At 68.7% G+C, this 19,647-nt stretch carries 16 protein-coding genes and 3 tRNA genes; 4 read left to right on the top strand and 15 right to left on the bottom strand.

The annotated features are described in order from the left end of the window. The 3 genes from JUB11_RS25135 to JUB11_RS25125 all read left to right on the top strand — a co-directional run. Nucleotides 1-1,027, top strand: a 1,027-nt coding sequence (locus JUB11_RS25135; RefSeq protein ID WP_207461532.1) for an N-6 DNA methylase, incomplete at its 5' end; no start/stop codon positions are given. Next, the gene (locus JUB11_RS25130; protein ID WP_207461531.1) at nt 1,024-2,463 is read left to right on the top strand and encodes a restriction endonuclease subunit S; all 1,440 of its coding nucleotides are present in this window, start codon (nt 1,024-1,026) and stop codon (nt 2,461-2,463) included. The genes JUB11_RS25135 and JUB11_RS25130, both read left to right, overlap by 4 nt. A 13-nt stretch (nt 2,464-2,476) precedes the next feature. After that, nucleotides 2,477-3,451: a DUF5655 domain-containing protein gene (locus JUB11_RS25125; protein WP_207461530.1), complete on the top strand. Its 975-nt coding sequence runs from the start codon at nt 2,477-2,479 to the stop codon at nt 3,449-3,451. A 166-nt stretch (nt 3,452-3,617) separates the two neighbouring features. On the opposite strand, the gene JUB11_RS25120 is transcribed toward JUB11_RS25125, so the two are convergent. From JUB11_RS25120 to ydfG, 4 genes are all read right to left on the bottom strand, one after another. Beyond that, a tRNA-Gln gene (locus JUB11_RS25120) sits at nt 3,618-3,691 on the bottom strand. A 24-nt stretch (nt 3,692-3,715) separates the two neighbouring features. Next, nucleotides 3,716-3,791, bottom strand: a tRNA-Ala gene (locus tag JUB11_RS25115). A 22-nt stretch (nt 3,792-3,813) separates the two neighbouring features. Further along, a tRNA-Gly gene (locus tag JUB11_RS25110) sits at nt 3,814-3,888 on the bottom strand. Between the two features lie 118 nt (nt 3,889-4,006). Continuing rightward, on the bottom strand, nt 4,007-4,759 hold the full coding sequence (gene ydfG, locus JUB11_RS25105) for a bifunctional NADP-dependent 3-hydroxy acid dehydrogenase/3-hydroxypropionate dehydrogenase YdfG (protein WP_207461529.1): 753 nt from the start codon (nt 4,757-4,759) through the stop codon (nt 4,007-4,009). Between the two features lie 128 nt (nt 4,760-4,887). On the opposite strand from ydfG, the gene JUB11_RS25100 reads away from it, so the two are divergent. After that, on the top strand, nt 4,888-6,048 hold the full coding sequence (locus JUB11_RS25100) for a class I SAM-dependent RNA methyltransferase (RefSeq protein WP_207461528.1): 1,161 nt from the start codon (nt 4,888-4,890) through the stop codon (nt 6,046-6,048). On the opposite strand, the gene JUB11_RS25095 is transcribed toward JUB11_RS25100, so the two are convergent. The 11 genes from JUB11_RS25095 to JUB11_RS25045 form a co-directional block, all read right to left on the bottom strand. Next, the gene (locus tag JUB11_RS25095; protein ID WP_207461527.1) at nt 6,039-8,573 is read right to left on the bottom strand and encodes an extracellular solute-binding protein; all 2,535 of its coding nucleotides are present in this window, start codon (nt 8,571-8,573) and stop codon (nt 6,039-6,041) included. The two genes, JUB11_RS25100 and JUB11_RS25095, sit on opposite strands and share 10 nt — an antisense overlap. After that, on the bottom strand, nt 8,545-9,219 hold the full coding sequence (locus JUB11_RS25090) for a response regulator transcription factor (RefSeq protein WP_207461526.1): 675 nt from the start codon (nt 9,217-9,219) through the stop codon (nt 8,545-8,547). The genes JUB11_RS25095 and JUB11_RS25090 overlap by 29 nt, the downstream gene beginning before the upstream one ends. A 31-nt stretch (nt 9,220-9,250) precedes the next feature. Further along, on the bottom strand, nt 9,251-10,744 hold the full coding sequence (locus JUB11_RS25085; protein WP_207461525.1) for a tripartite tricarboxylate transporter permease: 1,494 nt from the start codon (nt 10,742-10,744) through the stop codon (nt 9,251-9,253). 69 nt (nt 10,745-10,813) lie between these two features. Continuing rightward, a complete protein-coding gene (locus JUB11_RS25080; protein ID WP_207461524.1) occupies nt 10,814-11,311 on the bottom strand; it encodes a tripartite tricarboxylate transporter TctB family protein in 498 nt (165 codons plus the stop codon). A 93-nt stretch (nt 11,312-11,404) separates the two neighbouring features. After that, on the bottom strand, nt 11,405-12,382 hold the full coding sequence (locus tag JUB11_RS25075; protein WP_207461523.1) for a tripartite tricarboxylate transporter substrate-binding protein: 978 nt from the start codon (nt 12,380-12,382) through the stop codon (nt 11,405-11,407). A gap of 274 nt (nt 12,383-12,656) precedes the next feature. Then, a complete protein-coding gene (locus JUB11_RS25070; RefSeq protein ID WP_207461522.1) occupies nt 12,657-14,057 on the bottom strand; it encodes a PepSY domain-containing protein in 1,401 nt (466 codons plus the stop codon). Nucleotides 14,058-14,151: 94 nt separating this feature from the next. Next, on the bottom strand, nt 14,152-14,595 hold the full coding sequence (locus JUB11_RS25065) for a hypothetical protein (protein WP_207461521.1): 444 nt from the start codon (nt 14,593-14,595) through the stop codon (nt 14,152-14,154). A gap of 177 nt (nt 14,596-14,772) precedes the next feature. Further along, the gene (locus JUB11_RS25060; RefSeq protein ID WP_207461520.1) at nt 14,773-16,371 is read right to left on the bottom strand and encodes an aldehyde dehydrogenase (NADP(+)); all 1,599 of its coding nucleotides are present in this window, start codon (nt 16,369-16,371) and stop codon (nt 14,773-14,775) included. A gap of 30 nt (nt 16,372-16,401) precedes the next feature. Then, nucleotides 16,402-17,331 (bottom strand): dihydrodipicolinate synthase family protein, encoded by a 930-nt coding sequence (locus JUB11_RS25055; protein WP_207461519.1) that lies wholly within the window; start codon nt 17,329-17,331, stop codon nt 16,402-16,404. A gap of 101 nt (nt 17,332-17,432) precedes the next feature. Next, on the bottom strand, nt 17,433-18,338 hold the full coding sequence (locus tag JUB11_RS25050) for an NAD(P)-dependent oxidoreductase (protein WP_207461518.1): 906 nt from the start codon (nt 18,336-18,338) through the stop codon (nt 17,433-17,435). Next, nucleotides 18,335-19,594 carry an alpha-hydroxy acid oxidase gene (locus tag JUB11_RS25045; RefSeq protein ID WP_207461517.1) on the bottom strand — a complete coding sequence of 420 codons (1,260 nt, stop codon included), beginning with the start codon at nt 19,592-19,594 and terminating at the stop codon, nt 18,335-18,337. Before JUB11_RS25045 ends, JUB11_RS25050 begins: the two co-directional genes overlap by 4 nt. Between the last annotated feature and the right edge of the window lie 53 nt (nt 19,595-19,647).

The raw sequence follows: 19,647 nt of genomic DNA, 5'->3' as shown, positions 1-19,647 counted from the left end.
GGGGATAATCGGTTCTTTGCGTCGTGCCATCGGGGGCTCCTTCCGTTCTCAGCATACCCCCGCCGAGCACGAAATTCCGGATAGTCCCGCGGGCACCGGCGGGTTCCTGATCGCCGCCGACCGCTGGGTCAAGGCGCAGACCAACGACCTGTGGGACCTGACGGCGTCCGAGCAGTACTTCCAGCGCCACAACGCCTTCTACGGCATGGAGCTGGTGCCGGACGCCCACCGGCTGGGCCTGATGAACCTGATGCTCCACGACGTCTCGGGCGACCTGCAGCTCGGCGACGCGCTGTCGGAACAGGGGACGCGGATGCACAAGGCCGACCTGATCCTCACCAACCCGCCCTTCGGCACAAAGAAGGGCGGCGGCCTGCCGTCGCGTGACGACTTCACCTATCCGACCTCCAACAAGCAGTTGGCCTTTCTCCAGCACATCTACCGGGGCCTGAACCCCGGCGGGCGTGCCGCGGTCGTGCTGCCCGACAACGTGCTGTTCGAGGACAACGCCGGCCGTGACATCCGTCGTGACCTGATGGACAAGTGCGATCTGCACACCATCCTGCGCCTGCCCACCGGCATCTTCTACAGCCAGGGCGTCAAGACCAACGTCCTGTTCTTCACGCGGGGGCGCACCGACAAGAACAACACAGGCGACGTCTGGGTCTACGACCTGCGCTCCAACATGCCGCAGTTCGGCAAGACCCGTCCGCTGACACGCGAGCACTTTGCCGAGTTCGAGGCCGTTTTCGGCGCTGATCCCCTGGGCAAGGCGCCGCGCACCGACGAGGGCGAGCAGGGCCGCTTCCGCCGCTTCACCCGCGAGCAGATCGCCGCGCGCGGCGACAACCTGGACATCTCGTGGCTGCGTGATGAAGGCGCTGACGAGGTGCTGCCTGAACCCGACGTGATCGCCGCCGATATCATCGACACGCTGCGCACTGCGCTGGAGGAGATGGAGGCGCTGGCGGACATGCTGGGTCCGGATGAGGACGCGGATGTCGCCAAATCGGAGGCGGCGGAATGAGTGGGCGGGAATTGCCGGCGGGCTGGGTTCAGCACCAGCTCAGAGACCTGGGTACTTGGCGCGGAGGCGGAACGCCGAGCAAGGCAGAACCTGAATATTGGGAAAACGGCAGTATTCCTTGGGTGTCCCCCAAGGACATGAAACGGTCTACTATCGATGACGCTGAAGATTACATCACGGAGGCGGCCGTAGAGGGTTCTGCATGTAACTTGATCCCTGCCGGATCAGTTCTCATGGTCACGCGAAGCGGCATTCTTGCTCACTCTTTCCCTGTTGCTACGACAAATCGGCCGGTCACAATTAATCAGGACATGAAGGCCCTGACGCCCAGTTCAGGACTCGTCCCAGAATATTTGCGTCTTGCCCTAGTGGCGGAAAAGCAGTCAATTCTGAAGCAGTGCTCAAAGGCAGGTACGACCGTTGCAAGTATAAGTTCAGATAGGCTGTCAGATTTTGGGATTCCTGTCCCACCGTCTAACGAACAGCGCCGCATCGTCGAGAAGATCGAGGCACTGACGGCGCGTTCGCGCCGGGCGCGCGAGTCGCTGGACGCTCTGCCGGCGCTCATCGACCGCTACCGCCAATCCATTTTCTCGATCATGTTTGGCGATGATCATGTAGAGAATAAAGTGGCTATTTCATCACCCGATGCGCCATCTTTGGAAATTACAAATGCGACATCTACAAAGCATTTACCCAGAGAATGGCGCTTTGCATCTCTTGGAGAGGTGGCGCCGCTGCTCGCCGGGTACGCGTTTAGCAGCAAAGGATTTAAGAAATCAGGTGTTCGTCTGCTGAAAGGAGTTAATGTCAGGAATGGATGGATATCTGAGGAGTCGGTAGATTTTTGGGATTCCGGAGATGTAGAGCAATATAAACGGTTCTCTCTAAGGCAAGGTGATATTGTTTTGGCTATGGATCGTCCAGTTTATTCAAGTGGAAGCAAAGAAGCCAAGGTGGCGAAACTGGGCCCTGAATGGGATGGGGCGCTACTCCTTCAGCGAGTCGGAAAATTTCAGGTTTCTGATGATGTGGAGCCTGAGTATTTATATTTGTTCTTAAGGTCGCATGCTTTTCGCAAGTACATCATTTCGCAGCAAAATGGGACTCAGGATGGTAAAGACTTGCCGCACGTCAGCGCTGGGGTTGTAAATTCATGTAGAATGCCTCTCCCTTCAAAGGAGGAACAGCGTCGAATTGCGAGCCAAATGATGTCCCATTTGGAGCGGTTTGAGATAGTGAAAGTCGTGGCAAGAACTGCAATAGAGCGCCTCTCCACTCTCGACCAATCCATCCTCGCCAAAGCCTTCCGGGGCGAGCTGGTACCGCAGGACCCGAACGACGAGCCGGCCTCGGTGCTGCTGGAGCGCATCCGCGCCGAGCGCGCGGCGGGCGGGGAGAAGCCCCGGCGCGGGCGGGCGCGCAAGGCGGGCTGAGGAGACTGGGTTCATGTCCGACATCAAGGTGTTCCGCGTCACGCCCTCCGGCGTCGCCGAGCTGCCGACCAAATCGGCCAGCATCGAGAAGTCGCTGCAGATGCTGTTCGAGAAGAACCTGGAAGCGCTGCTTGGCGTGCGCTTTCTCGCCAGCGAGTATGTGACGGGCAAGGCGCATGGCGGGCGCATCGACACGCTGGGCATCGACGAGAACGGCTGCCCGGTCATCATCGAGTACAAGCGGGCGGTCAACGAGAACGTCATCAACCAGGGGCTCTTCTACCTCGACTGGCTGCTCGACCACCGTAAGGAGTTCCAGTGGCTGGTCATGGAGACGCTGGGAGCGGACACGGCCAAGGCGGTGGAGTGGTCGGCGCCGCGCCTCCTGTGCATCGCCGGCGACTTCACCAACTACGACCAGCACGCGGTCAAGCAGATCAACCGCAACATCGAGCTGATCCGCTACCGCCACTGCGGCGACGACCTGCTGCTGCTGGAACTGGTCAACGCCACCACGGCCACCACCACGGCCGGCACGGCGTCGCCCGCCGCGCCGGCTCCGGCGGGCGACCCCGCCGACGCGCCGGCCAAGGCGCCGTCGCCGAAGACGAGCGCCGCGAACCCCTACCAGTCGCAGTTCATCGACTATCGCCTCGCGCAGGCGAGTCAGCCGATCAAGGACCTCTACGAGGCGCTGAAGGCGTTCCTGATGGGTCTTGGCGACGACGTTCAGTTCAAACAGCTTCAGTTCTACTTCGCCTTCAAGCGCATCAAAAATTTCGTGTGCGTCGAGGTGTACCCGCAGTCGGGCAAGGTGACGGTGTTCCTGAAGGTCGATCCGAAGACCGTGACGCTCGAACCGGGCTTCAGCCGCGACGTCAGCAACATCGGCCATTTCGGCACGGGAGACCTGGAGGTCACGCTGTACACGATGAAGGACTTGGAGCGCGCCACGCCGCTCCTCGTCCGCAGCTACGAGGAGTCTTGAAGGACGGCGGCCGCGCTGCCGTCTGAACGCCAGAAACAAGAAGGGGAGGCGGGCACCAGTGCCCGTCCACGGCACGCTCCGCACAATCCTTGAGGGATCGGCGCGATGCCGCCGGAGCGGGGTGTTTCCCGCTGGCTCTGGAACCGCTGGTCAAATGGAAAAGAGTTGGTTGGGGGACTAGGATTCGAACCTAGGTAGCCAGAGTCAGAGTCTGGAGTCCTACCGCTAGACGATCCCCCAAACGGCATGTGCGGCGCATCAGGTTGGTGGAGCCAAGGAGGATCGAACTCCTGACCTCCTCATTGCGAACGAGGCGCTCTCCCAGCTGAGCTATGGCCCCGACCTGATACCGCTACCGTGACTGGAGCGGGCGAAGGGATTCGAACCCTCGACCCCAACCTTGGCAAGGTTGTGCTCTACCCCTGAGCTACGCCCGCATCCGCGCCGGTTTTCGTCGTTGCCAACGTTGCCGGCGGGCCGCGTAAGTAGCAAGCCGGCGCGGTCCTGTCAAAGGGGAAAATGCATTTCCGCTGAGAATTCTCCGATGGCCCGGTTTCAGCCCGGCTTGCGGTCGATCGACAGCGGGCCGAAGGTCTGGCAGACGGGCATCATCTCCAGCGTGTTGATGTTCACGTGCGGGGGCAGGGTGGCGACCCAGCGAACGGCCTCGGCCACGTCCTCCGGCGTCAGCGGCGTGGTGCCCTTGTAGGGGTTGGCGGCCCGGTCGCCGTCGCCCTTGAAGCGCACGGCGGAGAATTCGGTGCCGCCGACCAGGCCGGGCTCGATGTCGGTGACGCGCACCGGCGTGCCCAGCAGGTCGGCCCGCAGGTTCAGGCTGAACTGGCGCACGAAGGCCTTGGTGGCGCCATAGACGTTGCCGCCGGGGTAGGGCCAGTTGGCGGCGACCGAGCCCATGTTCACGACATGGCCGCGCCCGCGCGCCACCATGCCCGGCAGCAGGGCGCGGGTGACGTACATCAGGCCCTTCACGTTGGTGTCCACCATCACGTTCCAGTCGTCGAGCGAGGCCTTGTGCGCGGGGTCGAGGCCGAGCGCCAGACCGGCGTTGTTGACAAGCACGTCCACCTCCGCGAAGGCCGCGGGCAGGGCGGCGACGGCGGCCTCCACGGCGGCCTGGTCGCGTACGTCGAAGACCAGCCCGTGGGCGGCCGCACCCAGCTCGGCCACCAGCGCGTCCAGCCGGTCGGCGCGCCGGCCGGTCACGACGACCTTGTGCCCCTCGGCGACGAAGCGGCGCGCGATGGCCGCGCCGAATCCGGCGGTGGCCCCGGTGATGAACAGGATCATGTCAGCCTCCAGTCGATGATTTTCCGCAGTCTGACCACAGACGCGCCCGCCCGCCAACCCGGCAAAGCGGGGGACCATGCCGCGAGAAAGATGTCGAAGGAGGCGTGGCTTCGGGATATGTAGGCGCGATGAACACCGACGCCGAATTCGAGATCTTCATCGTCACCGCCCCCGGCCTGGAATCCGCGCTCGGCGCCGAGGTGCGGGAGAAGGGCTTCCGCGAGCCCGCGACCATCAAGGGCGGCGTCACGGTCAAGGGCGGCTGGCCGGAGGTCTGGCGGGCGAACCTGGAGCTGCGGGGCGCCACGCGCGTGCTGGCGCGCGTCGCCGAATTCCGCGCCCTGCATTTGGCGCAGCTCGACAAGCGGGCGCGCCGCGTGGCCTGGAGCGAGATCCTGCGCGCCGACACGCCCTTCCGCGTCGAGGCTTCCTGCAAGGCGTCGCGCATCTACCACGCGGGGGCGGCGGCGCAGCGGATCGAGCGTGCAATCGCCGAGGCCACCGGCGCGCCGGTCTCCGCCGAGGCCGAGGTCGTGGTCAAGGCGCGCATCGACGACGACCTCTGCACCATCAGCATCGACACGTCGGGCGAATCCCTGCACAAGCGCGGCCACAAGGACGCCATCCACAAGGCGCCGCTGCGCGAGACGCTGGCTTCCCTCTTCCTGCGCCAAGCCGGCTACACGGGCACCGAACCCGTGGTCGATCCCATGTGCGGGTCGGGCACCTTCGTCATCGAGGCGGCGGAGATCGCCGCCGGCCTCCAGCCCGGCCGGTCGCGCGGCTTCGCCTTCGAACGGCTCGCGAGCTTCGACGCGGCGGCTTGGGCGGCCCTGCGCGGGGCGGGCCACGCCGTGGCGCCGGCTGTCCGCTTCCACGGCAGCGACCGCGATGGCGGTGCGGTCACCATGAGCCGCGCCAACGCGGAGCGCGCGGGTGTCGCCGCCTGGACGGAGTTCAAGCAGCAGGCGATCAGCGACCTCACCCCGCCGGAGGGACCGCCCGGCCTCGTCATCGTCAACCCGCCCTACGGCGGCCGGCTCGGCGACAAGAAGGAGCTGGTTCCCCTCTACGGCGCCTTCGGGAAGACGCTGCTGGCCCGTTTCGCCGGCTGGCGGGTCGGGCTGGTGACCAGCGAGCCCTCGCTCGCCAAGGCGACCGGGCTGCCCTTCGAACAGCCGGCCGGGTCCGTGTCGAACGGGGGCTTGCGCGTGACGCTCTACACGACCGGCCCGCTGCCAGGCCTGCGCGAGACGCCGGGCGAAACGCCGGGCGAGGGTCAGGGCTGAAGGGCCGCCTGCCAGCGCTGCAGGAAGCGCTGGCGCTTCAGCTGGTCCAGGAAGACCAGCAGGGCCGGGCTGAGCGTCACCGGCTGCAAGGGGCCGGGGGCCGTCGCGCGGAGCTGGATAGCGGAGGATTCGCTCATCACCTCGGCGGAGATGGCGAAGAGGGCCGAGCGGCCGGCGATGACCTCCTGCCCGCGCCGGGACAGCAGGTAATCGATGAACTGCCCGGCCAGACCGGGGTTCGGCGCGGTGCGCGGGATGACGGCGACGCGCGAGATCACCTGGGTGTAGTCCTGGGGCAGCAGGATGCCGATGGGCGCACCCGCGTTCGCCCGCGCCTGGGCGTAGGATCCCAGCATGTTGTAGCCGATCAGCAGCTCGCCCCGCTCGATGCCGTCCAGGATTTCCCCCGTGCAGCAGGCCAGCCGCACATCGGCCCGGCCCATCGCCTCCACGAGCTGCCAGAACTGGCCGAACAGGATGGAATCGTGCGCGGCGAAGAGATAGCCGATGCCGCTGTCGGCGATGTCGTAGCTGCCGATGCGCCCGCGGAAGCGGTCGGGATTCCCCTCCAGCAGGCGGATCAGGTCCTCGCGGGTGCGGGGGACGTCCTGTTCCGGCAGGAGGTCGCGGTTGTAGGCGATCACCGACGGCTCGAAGGTGAAGCCGAAGGCCTCGTCCCGCCAGTTCGCCCATTCCGGCAGGGCGAGCGTCAGTTCGGAGATGTGGGGCCGCGTGTAGCCGTCGTTGACCAGCTTCACCTGGAGGTCGGCGGCCGAGCTGATGAGCAGGTCCGGCCCGCCCGTGGCGGCACCGGGACCGGCTGCCCGGTCGCCGCGCTCCACCGCGCCGGCGTAGAGTTCGGCGGTGCCGAGATTCAGGTAATCGACCGCGACGTCCGGGTGGGTCCGCTGGAAATCCAGGATCAGCGGCTCGATCACCAGCCGGTCGGTGGCGGAATGGATCAGCAGCCGTTCCGTCGGCGCGCCCGGCGCCGGGTAGCTCAGCAGCGGTTCCGCCCCGGCGGGCCAGGGGCCGAGCAGGGCGGCCAGGAGCAGCGCCACGCCCATCAGGGGCGGCAGGGCGGGGTGGGCCGGTGCCGCCGCCGGCCGGGCCGCGGCCGCCACGGGGAAGTCCATGCGGGCGATCAGGCCGCCGCCGGGGCGGTCGTGCAGGCTCAACGTGGCGCCATGCGCCTCCGCCACCGCCTTGACGATGGCGAGGCCGAGGCCGCTGCCGGCGACCGACGCGGCCGAGCGGCCCCGGCCGAAGCGTTCCAGCACGGCCGGCTTCTCATCGTCCGGAATGCCGGGGCCGCGGTCGGCCACCTCGACGCGCAGGGATCCGGCGGCGGACGCGCCGAGCGACACGTCGATGGGGCCCCCCCCGCCCGCATGTTCGCCCGCGTACTTGATCGCGTTGTCCACGAGGTTGGTCAGGGCCTCGCGCAGGCTGATCGGGTCGCCGGGCACCATGGCCGGCTCCAGCGCCGGGTCGATCTCCAGCCGGATCGGCGTGTCCTCGGCCACCGCGCGGGCGCGCTGCACCACCTGCTCCAGCAGCGCGCCGAGGTCGAGCGGTTCCGGCCGCAGGGATTCGCGGCGGTGCACCACCATGGCGTGATTGAGGAGCTGGCTGGTGAGCTGGCTCACCTCCACGGCGTTGCGGTGGACGCGGCCCGCGATGCGGCGCAGGGCCTCCGGGTCGTCCTCATCCATCGCCAGCTGGGCCTGGAGGCGCAGGCTGGCGAGCGGGGTGCGGATCTGGTGGGCGGCGTCGGCCAGGAAGGTCTGCATCGTGTCCAGGTTGCCCTTCAGCCGCAGCATGAGCTGGTTGATGGCGTGGACGAGCTGCGAGACCTCCTGCGGCGGCGGCATGGCGATGGGGGAGAGGTCCTGCACCTGGCGCTCGCGGATCATCCGCTCCAGCGCGCCGAGCGGCGCCAGCGCCTGCCGGATGCCGAGCCAGATCAGCCCGGCGGCGGCCAGCACGGCGAAGGCGATGGGCAGGAAGGCGTTGGCGAGCACGTCGTGGGCGAGGGCGGTGCGCTCCTCCCCCGTCTGGGCGACCGTGATGCTGACCCAGCCGGCCAGCCCCGGCTGGGCCACGAAGCGGTCGAGCGTCGCGACGCGCAGCGGCATGCCCCGGTAGCTGGCGTTCTCGAAGCGCGGCACGCTCCCGGTGTCGCCGCCGGCCGAGGGCAGGTCGGGATAGCCGGTGATGGCCGCCCCGTCCGGCGCGGTGATCCGGTAGAAGATACGGTCGCGGCGCGCCTGGGCCAGCATGGCGAGCGAGGAATAGGGCAGGTCGACCGAGAAGCGCCCCTCCTGGATGCGCACGGAGTCGGCGATCGACAGGGCGGAGGCGAGGAGAAGCCGGTCGAAGGCGCTGTCGGCCGCGCGCTGCGCGTAGGCGTTCACGAACAGGAACAGCCCGCCCGCCAGCACCAGCAGCGCGCCGAGCAGCCGGACGAACAGCCGCCGGCCGAGCGAATAGGCCTCAGCCGGGGGTGCGGATTTCCGCCACATAGCCCAGGCCGCGCACGGTGCGGATCTCCAGCGAGGCGCCGTCCAGCTTGCGGCGCAGGCGCGACACGTACAGCTCGATGGCGTTGAGCGCGGTCGGCTGGTCCAGGCTGAACAGCCGGTCCATCAGGTCCTCCTTCGACATCACCGTGTTGAGGTTGCTGAGAAACAGCTCCAGCAGCCGGAACTCGCGGCCGCCGACCTCGACCGGCCGGCCCTCCACCTCCACCTTCTTGGCGGCGGCGTCGAAGGTCAAGTTCCCGAACTGCGCCTTGGAGGCCGACAGCCCGTGCGACCGGCGCAGCAGCGCCCGGCAGCGCGCCTCCAGCTCGCGCAGGTCGAAGGGCTTCACGATGAAGTCGTCGGCGCCGAGGTCGAGCAGGTCGATCTTCACGTCCACCTCCGACCGCGCGGTCATCACCAGCACCGGGGTCGCGTCGCGCCTCCGTCGAACCCGGGCGAGCAGCGCCTGCCCGTCCATGCCCGGCAGCATGATGTCGAGCAGGACGAGCTGGTATGCCTCCTGGCGCAGCAGCTCCTCCGCCTCGTTGCCGTCCGCCGCCCAGTCCACCGCGTAGCCGAGCTTGCGCAGGCGGTGGACGATGGCGTCGGCCAGATCCTCGGTGTCCTCGACGACCAGAATGCGCATGGGGCCGCCCTCCCTCGGCCGCGGGACCCGGTCAGGCCCCCGCGGCACCCTTGCGGCGGCGCAGCAGCATCGGACCGAGCACCAGCAGCAGGGCGACGATCAGCAGCCCGGCCGAGATCGGGTGGGTCAGGAAGACGCTGGCGTCGCCCTGGCTGATCGCCAGCGCGCGGCGGAACTGCTGCTCGGCCAGCGGCCCCAGGATCAGCCCGACCACGCAGGGCGCCACCGGCACGTCCAGCACCCGCATGCCGAAGCCGACCAGCCCGATGACCCAGAGGATGACGAGATCCACCACGTTGTTGTTCAGCGTGTAGGCGCCGAGCGTGGCGAAGACCAGGATGCCGGCGTAGAGCCAGGGGCGCGGGATCACCAGCAGCTTCACCCACAGACCCACCAGCGGCAGGTTCAGCAGCAGCAGCAGCACGTTGCCGACATAGAGGCTGGCGATCATGCCCCAGACCAGCTCCGGGTTGCTGTCGAACAGCGTCGGGCCGGGCTGCAGGCCGTATTGCTGGAAGGCCGCCAGCATGATCGCGGCGGTCGCCGAGGTCGGCAGGCCGAGCGACAGCAGCGGGGCCAGCACGCCGGCCGCCGCCGCGTTGTTCGCGGCCTCCGGCCCGGCCACCGCCTCGATGGCGCCCTTGCCGAACTCCTCCGGATGTTTGGCCAGGCGCTTCTCGACCAGGTATGACAGGAAGGTCGGGATCTCACTGCCGCCGGACGGCAGCGTGCCGAAGGGGAAGCCGATGAAGGTGCCGCGCAGCCAGGGCTTCCAGGACCGGCCCCAGTCGGCCCGGCTCATCCAGATGGAGCCCTTCAGCGCGTAGATCTCCTCCTTCTCGAAGCGGTGGCGGGCGGCGACGTAGAGGGTTTCGCCGACCGCGAAGAGGCCGACCGCGACCACCACCACGTCGATGCCGTCCAGCAGTTCGGGAATGCCGAAGGTCAGCCGCGCCTGTCCCGTCTGCATGTCGATGCCGACCAGACCGAGCGACAGGCCGAGGAAGAGGCTGGCGAGGCCGCGCGCCAGCGACTGGCCGAGCACGGCGGTGACCGTGGTCAGCGCCAGCACCATCAGCGCGAAATACTCGGCCGGGCCGAACAGCAGCGCCACCTGCACCATCAGCGGCGCCACGAAGGTCAGCGCCGCCGTGCCGATGGTCCCCGCCACGAAGGAGCCGATGGCCGCCGTCGCCAGCGCCTGCGCGCCGCGCCCCTGGCGGGCCATGGCGTGGCCGTCGATGGCCGTGACGATGCTGCCGGATTCGCCCGGCGCGTTCAGCAGGATCGAGGTGGTGGAGCCGCCGTACATGGCGCCGTAATAGATGCCGGCGAACATGATGAAGGCGGAGGTGGGCTCCAGATTGTAGGTCACGGGCAACAGCAGCGCCACGGTGAGCGCCGGGCCGATGCCGGGCAGGACGCCGACCGCCGTGCCGACCGTGACGCCGACCGCCGCCCACATCAGGTTGTAGGGCATCAGCGCCACGGTGAAGCCGTGGCCGAGTGCGCTGAGGGTTTCCATGTCTCTGAACCTTCCGTCCTGGCCCGTTCGTGTTCTTCGGTTTCTTGGCTTTGGTTTTCTTGGCTTGGCTTATTCGGCCGCTTCGTCGGCCGGCTCCACGAGATCCTCGATGAGGGAGCCCATGGGCAGGTCGAGGTCGAGCGCGTAATTGAAAACGAGGAAGGTCGCCCCCGACAGCGCCAGCCCGAACAGGGCGTTGACCAGCAGGTTGCGGTTGCCGAAGGCCCACGCGACCGCCATGAACAGCAGCGTCGCCGAGGGAATCCAGCCGAGCTGGTCGATCAGCAGGAACTGCGCCACGAGCCCCGCGCTGGCCACCAGCACGGCCGGCGCGTCGAGTTCCACGCCTGCCTCGTGCGCGATGTGGCCGGAGAAGGCCTCGCGCAGCACCGACAGCCCGACCAGCACGAGGCCGGCGGCGATCATGTAGGGGAACAGGGCGGGGCCGACGACGCCGCGTCCGGCGCCCGGCGTGTTCATCGTCTCGTAGGCGATGAAGAGGCCCAGCGCGGCCAGCCCGCCGCCGAGCACGGATTCGCCGAGGCGCAGAGTGCGGCCGGTCGTCATTCCCGAATGTCCCTATGTTGAAGAAGGTGCGAAGGCGAAAAAGCACGGGCGCGGCCGAGGCCACGCCCGCGCCGGGCACTCACGGTGCCGTGGTCACTGAACCAGGCCGAGTTCCTTCAGGGTGCCCTCGATCTGCGGGCGCTCCTGCTTGAGGAAGGCGGTGAACTGCTCGGTCGGCTGGTAGAGGTCGATCCAGCCACGCTGCTTGACGAGCTGCTTCCACTCGTCGCTCGCCACGGCCTTGCCGACCGCCTCGGACAGCTCCTTCTTCTCCGCCGGCTTCAGGTTGCCCTGGGCGAAGACGCCGCGCCAGTTCACGAACTCCAGGTTGACGCCCTGCTCCTTCAGGGTCGGCGTCTCGGTGCCGGGCAGCCGCTCGGGTGCCGAGACCGCGATGGGGCGCAGCTTGCCGGCCTCGAACTGCGGGGCGAACTCGTTGTAGCCGCCCATCGCCACGGTGATGTGGCCGCCCAGGATCTGCGACAGCAGCTCGCCGCCGCCGGCCGTGGCGACGTAGTTGATCTTGGTCGGGCTGACACCGAGTTCCTTGGCGATCAGGCCGGACAGGATCTGGTCGCTGCCGCCCGCCGAACCGCCGCCCCAGGACACCGAGCCCGGCTCGGCCTTGAACTTGTCGAGCAGGTCCTTCAGCGACTTCAACGGCGAATCAGCGGGCACGACCAAGGCGGTGTATTCGCCCGTCAGCCGCGCCAGCGGGGTGACCTGGTCCAGCGTGACCGGCGACTTGTTGGTGAGGATGGCGCCCTGCATGATCTGGCCGCCGACCAGCAGCGAGGGCGAGCGCTTCTTGGCCGTCACGAACTGGGCGAGGCCGATGGTGCCGCCGGCGCCGGGGATGTTCACGACCTGGATGCCCGACGCCAGCTTCTGGTTCTGGAGAACCTGCTGGAGCGTGCGGGCGTGCTGGTCCCAGCCGCCGCCGGGGCTGGCCGGGGCGATGATCTCCAGCCCCTTCAGCTCGGCCAGCGAGGGGGTGGCGGCAAGGGCGCCGGCCGCGACCGTGGCGGCGGCGAGCAGCCCCTTGAGGAAACCGGTGTTGCGGGTGGCCATGGCGTGTTCCTCCACAGAGTTCGGTCCGGCCCTTGGGGCGCGTGCTCGCTGGCACGTACCGGATGAGCCGTTTGCTGTCGTTGTGGGGCGCCCGTCCGGCGGGCGGCCCGTCGCATGCGGCGGACGTTAGCTGTCGAACCTGTCAACAACCTGTCAATCCACTGTCGACCGAACAGAAAAATGGGCGGCCGTATTGTTTTGTCAGCCAGCAAATTTGCAAATGAGCTTTTTCCCGGGCCGGCACCCCCTGTCGGGGCGCCGGCCCGGTCCGCCGTCAGGCCGTTTGCAGGTGCTGCCGCTTCCACAGGAACAGCCGGTCCACGGCGAGCATGACGAGCAGCGACGCGCCCACCAGCGGGAAGAGGATCCCGCCGACCGCCAGAATGGCGACCACCCCGCGCAAGGCCCGCCGGTCCGAGGGCAGCGGCGGCACGCCGAGGCTGCCGCTCGGTCGGCGCTTCCACCACATGACGGCGGCCGAGACCGACAGCAGGACGATGGCGGCGCAGACGGCCAGCAGGAAGAGCTGGTTCGCCAGCCCGAACTCCTGCCCCATATGGACGTTGATGCCCCATTCCAGGGATTTGCCGAGCGGCCCGTAATCCGCGTAGCTCATGTCGATCAGCGGCTTGCCGGAATACTGGTCGAGATGGACCACCCGCTGCCGCGCCAGGTCGCCCGGATAGGCGGACCCGGTGTAGACGCCCGTCGGCCCGCCGGGCGGGTTCACCGTGTAGCCCTTCGCCAGCCCGAGCCGGTCGAAGATGGCGACGGCCTCGTCCAGCCCGATGGCGCCGCCCCCGGGGCCGGCCTCATGGCCCGGCATGGCGTGTTCCGGGCCGTGATGGCCGCCGGATTGCGGCATTTGCGCCTGTTCCAGGGACCAGCTCGTTGGGGCGGTGCTGCTCAGGCGCTGGTCCGACATGGGGACCTCCACCCGCACGCCGGACGGATAGCCGAAGTTGCTGCCGTTGGCCCACTCGTTCACGTAGCCTCCCCAGAAGCCCGACCAGGGCATGCCGGTGACCGCCAGGAACAGGATGAAGAATCCGACGAGGGCGCCGGTGACGGCGTGCAGGTCGCGCCAGAAGACGCGCTGCCGGGGGCTGCCGCGCACCGACACCACGCCGCCGCCCCGGTTGCGGGGCCACCACAGATAGACGCCGGTTCCGACCAGAAGGATGGTCCAGCCGCCGACGATCTCGATCGCGCCGCTCGCCACCGTCCCGAAATAGGACAGGCTGTGAAGCTGGCGGACCACCCCGATGAAGGTCCCCTTGTCCGAAATCTCGCCCAGCACCCGCCCGTCATAGGGGTTCACGAAGACGGACAGCTTGCCGTCCGGCGTGCGGACGCCGACCTCGGCGGAGGCCGAGGGGCTGGCGGGCGGCAGGTATTTGGTCAGGGTGCCCGGGCGCGCGGCCAGGGCGGCCTCCACGATGCGACTCGGCGGGAGCGGGGTGGAGGCCTGTGCCTCGACCGACTTCACGTCGCGGTGGATGAAGCCGTCGATCTCGCCATGGAACAGGTACAGCGCCCCGGTGACGGCGAGCAGGATCAGGAAGGGTAGGGCGATCAGCCCCGCGTAGAAATGCCAGCGCCACACGGCGCGGTACAGGTCCGACGCGCCCGCCGCCGGTCGGGCGGGCGCTCGGGAAAGCGAAGACACGGTCATGGTCCGACTCCACGCGCGCGGCCCCGCGCAAGGGTTCTGCGAGAACCGCTGCGGGGCCGGCGCTATCGAATGAAAGGGGATGTGGAGGAGGGAATCAGGCCAGAACCGGCGGCGCGCGTGCGCCGCCCGACGTCTTCAACGGGATCCAGGCGAGGGTTTCGACGCGTGGCGGGGCCGTCCGATCCCGCGTGCCCACGGGCACCCGCAGGCTCGGCAGGTCGGGAAGGATGAAGGGATCGCCGCCGACGAACCCGCCCCGGCAGAACAGCGTGCAGCAGAGATTGGCGTGCTTGCCGGCCGGCGTGTGCGGCTCCGCCGGGGGCGGCGCTTCCATGCCATGGCAGAGGAGGCTTTGTGCGACGGTGCCGTGGCCGTCATGGGCGCCGCCATGGTCTCCATCTTCCTGGGCCATCACGGCGTGATGGGCCGGGCGCATGTGGTCGCCCGACGCCATGCGCAAGGGCATCACGCCCGCCCAGTAGGCCTGGATGATCAGGGCATAGGCGGCCAGGACGGTCAGAACCGCCCGTTGCCACACCGTCCGCTCTGATCGAAATCGCCGCATGCCGCGCAAGGTCCGGTATCTACGCCTTTCGGTCAAGACGCTCCAACGTCGCACGGGATCGTCGCGTTTCCCATGCCGGGTTCAGAAACGGAAAAAGGGGCGGAGCCGGCATCCCGGCTCCGCCCCTTTTTTACGTCCAGGCCGCCCGGCTCAGTCGCGGGAGAGCTTCCCGTCCACGAGTTTTCCGTCCACGAGGCGCCAGAGCTTCAGCGGGTTGCCGTCGCGCAGGGCCTCGGGCAGGAGCGTCTGGGGCAGGTCCTGGTAGCAGACCGGGCGCAGGAAGCGGCGGATCGCCAGCGTGCCGACCGAGGTGGTGCGGCTGTCCGAGGTGGCCGGGTAGGGGCCGCCATGCACCATGGCGTGGCCGACCTCGACACCCGTCGGGTAGCCGTTCACCAGGATGCGGCCCGCCCGGCGCTCCAGCGTCGGAAGCAGCGCGCGCACCTCTTCGGTGTCCGCCTCCTCCATGTGAACGGTCGCGGTGAGCTGCCCTTCCAGATGCTCGGCCACGCGGCGCATCGACGATATGTCCGGGCAGCGGATGACCAGCGAGGAGGAGCCGAAATTCTCTTCCTCAAGGCTCGGGTCCGACAGGAAGCTTTCGGCATCCGTCACGAACACCGCCGCCTGGCACTGGTGCGGGCCGTTGCAGGCCGCACCACGACCCAGCTCCGTCACCTTCGGGTTGGCGGCGAGCTTCTCCAGACCGGCGGAGTAGGCGGCGTGGATGCCCGGCGTCAGCATCGTCGCCGCGGGCGTGGCGCCCAGCGCGGTGGTGGCCGATGTGAGGAACTCGTCCAGCCCCGGCCCGTCCACCACCAGCACGAGGCCGGGGTTGGTGCAGAACTGCCCGGCACCCATGGCGAGCGAGGCGATGAATCCCTTGCCGATGGCCTCGGCGCGGCTCGCCAGTGCCGCCGGCATGACGAAGAAGGGGTTGATGCTGCTCATCTCGGCATAGACCGGGATCGGCTCGCGGCGCGACGCCGCCACCTCCATCAGCGCGGTGCCGCCCCGGCGCGAGCCGGTGAAGCCCACCGACTTGATGTGCCGGTGCGCGACCAGCGTCGTGCCGATGCGGCTGCCCGAGCCGAACAGCATGGAGAAGACGCCCTCCGGCAGCCCGCATTCCTTCACCGCCGCCTGCACGGCGCGCCCGACCAGCTCCGAGGTGCCGGGGTGGGCGGAGTGCGCCTTCACCACCACCGGGCAGCCGGCGGCCAGAGCCGAGGCCGTGTCGCCGCCGGCGACGGAGAAGGCGAGCGGGAAGTTGCTGGCGCCGAAGACGGCGACCGGGCCGACGGCGATGTGACGCTGGCGCAGGTCGGCGCGGGGCAGCGGCTTGCGCTCGGGCAGCGGCGTATCGAAGCGCGCCTCCACCCAGTTGCCCTCGCGCAGCACCTCGGCGAAGAGGCGCAGCTGGCCGACCGTGCGGGCGCGCTCGCCCTCGATGCGGGCGCGCGGCAGGCCGCTCTCGGCCGAGGCGCGCTCGACCAGTTCGTCGCCAAGGTCCAGGATCTTCTGCGCGGCGGTTTCCAGGAAGCGGGCGCGGTCGTCGGGGCTGGTCTCGCGGTAGCTGTCGAAGGCGGCCCAGGCCAGCTCGCAGGCGCGGTTCACCTCGGCCTCGCCGCCGCCGCCGAAGGCCGGCTCCAGCGTCTCGCCGGTCGCGGGATTGACCGCGTGGAACTCGGTCTCGGTGCCGCGCAGGGCGGTGGCGCCGATCAGCATCTCGCCGGTGATGGTCGTCATGGTCGCGTTCTCCTTGTTTTCGGCAGCGGCTCAGCGCGCCCAGCGCAGGACGAGCGGGTCGAGGCGGCGGGCGGTCTCGATCAGGCCGGCGCGGGTCTGCGGGTGCATGGGCAGCAAGGGGTGGCGAACCGCGTCCGACGCGATGACGCCGCCCTCCTTCATCAGCGCCTTGGCGGCGATCAGGCCGGACTGGCGGTTCTCGTAGTTGATCAGCGGCAGCCAGCGGCCGTAGGCCTCCACCGCCTCCTCGCGCCGTCCGGCCTGGTAGGGGTCGAGGATCTGGCGGATGCCGTCGGGATAGCCGCCGCCGGTCATGGCGCCGGTGGCGCCGGCGTCCAGGTCGGGCAGCAGGGTGATGGCCTCCTCGCCATCCCACGGCCCCTCGATGTCGCTGCCGCCCAGTTCGATCAGCTCGCGCAGCTTGGAGGCGGCACCCGGCACCTCGATCTTGAAGTAGGAGACCTGCTCGACCTCCTTGGCCATGCGGGCCAGGAAGGGGGCGGACAGGGACGTGCCGCTGACGGGTGCGTCCTGGATCATGATGGGGATGGAGATGGCGTCCGAGACGATGCGGAAGAAGTCAAAGATGCCGCGCTCGGGCACGCGGATGGTGGCGCCATGGTAGGGCGGCATGATCATGACCATGGCGGCCCCGGCCTGCTGGGCGCGGCGGCTGCGCTCGGCGCAGGCCTTGGAGGAGAAGTGGGTGGTGGTGACGATGACCGGCACGCGCCCGGCCACATGCTCCAGGATGGCGTCGATGAGCAGCGTGCGCTCGTCGTCGGTGAGGACGAACTGCTCGGAGAAGTTGGCAAGGATGCACAGGCCGTTGGAGCCGGCGTCGATCATGAAGTCGATGCAGCGCTTCTGTCCGTCGAGGTCCAGCTCGCCACGCTCGTCGAAGATGGTCGGGACCACCGGGAACACGCCGCGGAAGCGGGGCTGCGCGCCTGCCGTCATCGTTACAACTCCTCAAATCCCGGGGCTTATCAGTGAATTCGCCGGCGGCGCGCCCCTCGCGGTCCGCCGGCCCATTTCTTGGTTCGTCCGGAAAACGCGCCTCAGGAGGCGCGCACCTTCACGCCGTTGATCTCGCCCAGCACGTCGAACAGGTGCGGCACGTACTTGTCGCCGTGGCCGAGGTTGGTGGCGAGCAGATAGGTCTGGTGGATCGCCTGGGCGGTGAAGGCGGTGCTGGCCGCCGATTCCGCGAGCCGGGTGTAGGAGCGCATGTCCTTCACCGCGTTGCGCAGCGCGAACTTCTGGCCGGAATCGTCACCCTCCAGAACGAAGGGAATGATGCGGTCGTAGGTACGGCTGTGCGCGCCGCTGAGGCGGCAGAGGTCGGCGAAGGCCCGCAGGTCGAGCCCGAGCTTGGCCGCCGTGCAGAAGGCCTCGGCGATCAGCACGGCCGTGCCCTGGGCGATGAAGTTGTGGATCAGCTTCGCCTTGTAGCCGGATCCCAGCGGGCCGACATGGTGGATCGTTTCGGAATAGGTCTCCAGCACCGGGCGCACCGTCTCCAGCACCGCCGCGTCGCCGCCCGCCAGCACGTTCAGGCGGCCCTCGGCGGCCTCCTTCGGCGTGCGGTTGACAGGGCAGTCGAGGAAGCGGCCGCCGCGCGCGCGGATCGCCTCCTCGGCCTCCGCCGCGAAGTCGGGGTCGCTGGTGCTGCTGTCGATGACGACCAGCCCCTCATGCATGCCCTCCAGCAGGCCGCCCTCGCGGAACAGCACGTCGCGCACCTGCGGCGTCCCGGTGACGCAGACGATCACCACGTCGGAGTTGCGCGCGAGGTCCGCAGCGTTTGCCGCCTCCGTGGCACCCTCCGCGAGGAGCGTTTCCAGCGGCTGGCGGTTGCGGTGGGCCAGCGCGGTCAGGGGGAAGCCCTTGCGCAGGATGTTCCCCGCGATCCCCGCCCCCATCAGGCCGAGGCCGATGAATCCGACCCGCAACGGCGTGCTCATGATTGCGCTTCCTTTTGTTTGGAGAGTTCGATCCGCGGTGCGCGGGCCGCCGGGTTGCCCTGCGGAGCCGGCACCGGCAGATGGCCCGGCCAGCGGAGATAGCTGGTGTCGAGCTGCGACAGGTCGGAGCAGCCCAGCAGCCCGACGACCCGGTCCACCTCGGTCTTCAGGATGTCGATGGCGCGCACGACGCCCGCCTCACCGCCGGCCGCCAGTCCATAGGTGGTGGCGCGGCCGAGCAGCACGGCGTCCGCACCCAGCGCCCGCGCCTTCACGATGTCGGAGCCGCGGCGGAAGCCGCCGTCGAGCATCACCGTCAGCCGGCCGCCGACCGCGGCGGCCACCTCCGGCAGGATCTCCATGGAGGAGATGGCGCCGTCGAGCTGCCGGCCGCCATGGTTGGACAGCACGATGCCGTCGGCCCCGCAGGCCACGGCGGTCTCGGCGTCCTCCACCGTCATGACGCCCTTGACGATCAGCTTGCCCGGCCAGAGGTCGCGCAGCCAGCGGATGTCGGCCCAGTTCAGCGAGGCGTCCAACTCGTCGGCGATGGCCGAGGCGGCCCCGCGCACGCTGTCCTGGCCGGGCTTCAGCAGGTCGCCGAGGTTGGCGAAATGCGGCACGCCGTGCGGCACCAGCACGTCGAAGATCCAGCGCGGGTGCATCAGCACGTCGAGCTTGTTGCGCAGGGTCAGGGTCAGCGGCCGAGCGTAGTTGCGCCGGTCCCATTCGCGGTTGCCGAAGATCGCGCTGTCAGTGGTCACCACCAGCGCCTCGATGTCCAGCGCCTTCATCCGCTCCACCAGCGCCTTGGCGAAGGCGCGCGTGCGGTACAGATAGAGCTGCATCCAGACGCGCCCGCCGGCGCGGCTCACCAGCTCCTCCAGCCGCATGGTGGAGGCGTTGCTCAGCACGTAGGGGATGCCGGCGGCGGCGGCGGCGCGGGCCAGCGCCAGGTCGCCCTCATGGGTGAGGAGGCCGCTGAAGCCGGTCGGTCCGATCATGAAGGGGGCGGCGGACGGCTTTCCGAACAGCTCGATCGTCTGGCTGCGCTTGGAGACGTCCACCAGCGTGCGCGGCACGAAGGCGATCTCCTCGAAGACCGACCGGTTGCGCTTCAGCGTGACCTCGTCGTCGGAGCCGCCTTCGACATACTCGAAGCAGAAGTTCGGCACGCGCCTGCGGGCGACCGCGCGCAGCTCGTCGATGTTCTGGGCGCGCCGAAAGTCGGTTCCCTGGTAAAGCCGCCGTTTCATCCTGATCTCCGCTCCCCCGCCGGCCGTCCCCGCCGGGGCGCTAGCCCTCCGGC

Source organism: Azospirillum sp. SYSU D00513, assembly GCF_017356015.1.
GTDB lineage: Bacteria > Pseudomonadota > Alphaproteobacteria > Azospirillales > Azospirillaceae > Azospirillum.
This window is presented reverse-complemented; position numbering and strand designations above follow the sequence as displayed.

Coding starts and splice junctions, on each gene's coding strand:
- JUB11_RS25130 (WP_207461531.1), top strand. CDS start 1,024: ATGAGTGGGCGGGAATTGCCGGCGGGCTGGGTTCAGCACCAGCTCAGA.
- JUB11_RS25125 (WP_207461530.1), top strand. CDS start 2,477: ATGTCCGACATCAAGGTGTTCCGCGTCACGCCCTCCGGCGTCGCCGAG.
- ydfG (WP_207461529.1), bottom strand. CDS start 4,759: ATGATCCTGTTCATCACCGGGGCCACCGCCGGATTCGGCGCGGCCATC.
- JUB11_RS25100 (WP_207461528.1), top strand. CDS start 4,888: ATGAACACCGACGCCGAATTCGAGATCTTCATCGTCACCGCCCCCGGC.
- JUB11_RS25095 (WP_207461527.1), bottom strand. CDS start 8,573: ATGTGGCGGAAATCCGCACCCCCGGCTGAGGCCTATTCGCTCGGCCGG.
- JUB11_RS25090 (WP_207461526.1), bottom strand. CDS start 9,219: ATGCGCATTCTGGTCGTCGAGGACACCGAGGATCTGGCCGACGCCATC.
- JUB11_RS25085 (WP_207461525.1), bottom strand. CDS start 10,744: ATGGAAACCCTCAGCGCACTCGGCCACGGCTTCACCGTGGCGCTGATG.
- JUB11_RS25080 (WP_207461524.1), bottom strand. CDS start 11,311: ATGACGACCGGCCGCACTCTGCGCCTCGGCGAATCCGTGCTCGGCGGC.
- JUB11_RS25075 (WP_207461523.1), bottom strand. CDS start 12,382: ATGGCCACCCGCAACACCGGTTTCCTCAAGGGGCTGCTCGCCGCCGCC.
- JUB11_RS25070 (WP_207461522.1), bottom strand. CDS start 14,057: ATGACCGTGTCTTCGCTTTCCCGAGCGCCCGCCCGACCGGCGGCGGGC.
- JUB11_RS25060 (WP_207461520.1), bottom strand. CDS start 16,371: ATGACGACCATCACCGGCGAGATGCTGATCGGCGCCACCGCCCTGCGC.
- JUB11_RS25055 (WP_207461519.1), bottom strand. CDS start 17,331: ATGACGGCAGGCGCGCAGCCCCGCTTCCGCGGCGTGTTCCCGGTGGTC.
- JUB11_RS25050 (WP_207461518.1), bottom strand. CDS start 18,338: ATGAGCACGCCGTTGCGGGTCGGATTCATCGGCCTCGGCCTGATGGGG.
- JUB11_RS25045 (WP_207461517.1), bottom strand. CDS start 19,594: ATGAAACGGCGGCTTTACCAGGGAACCGACTTTCGGCGCGCCCAGAAC.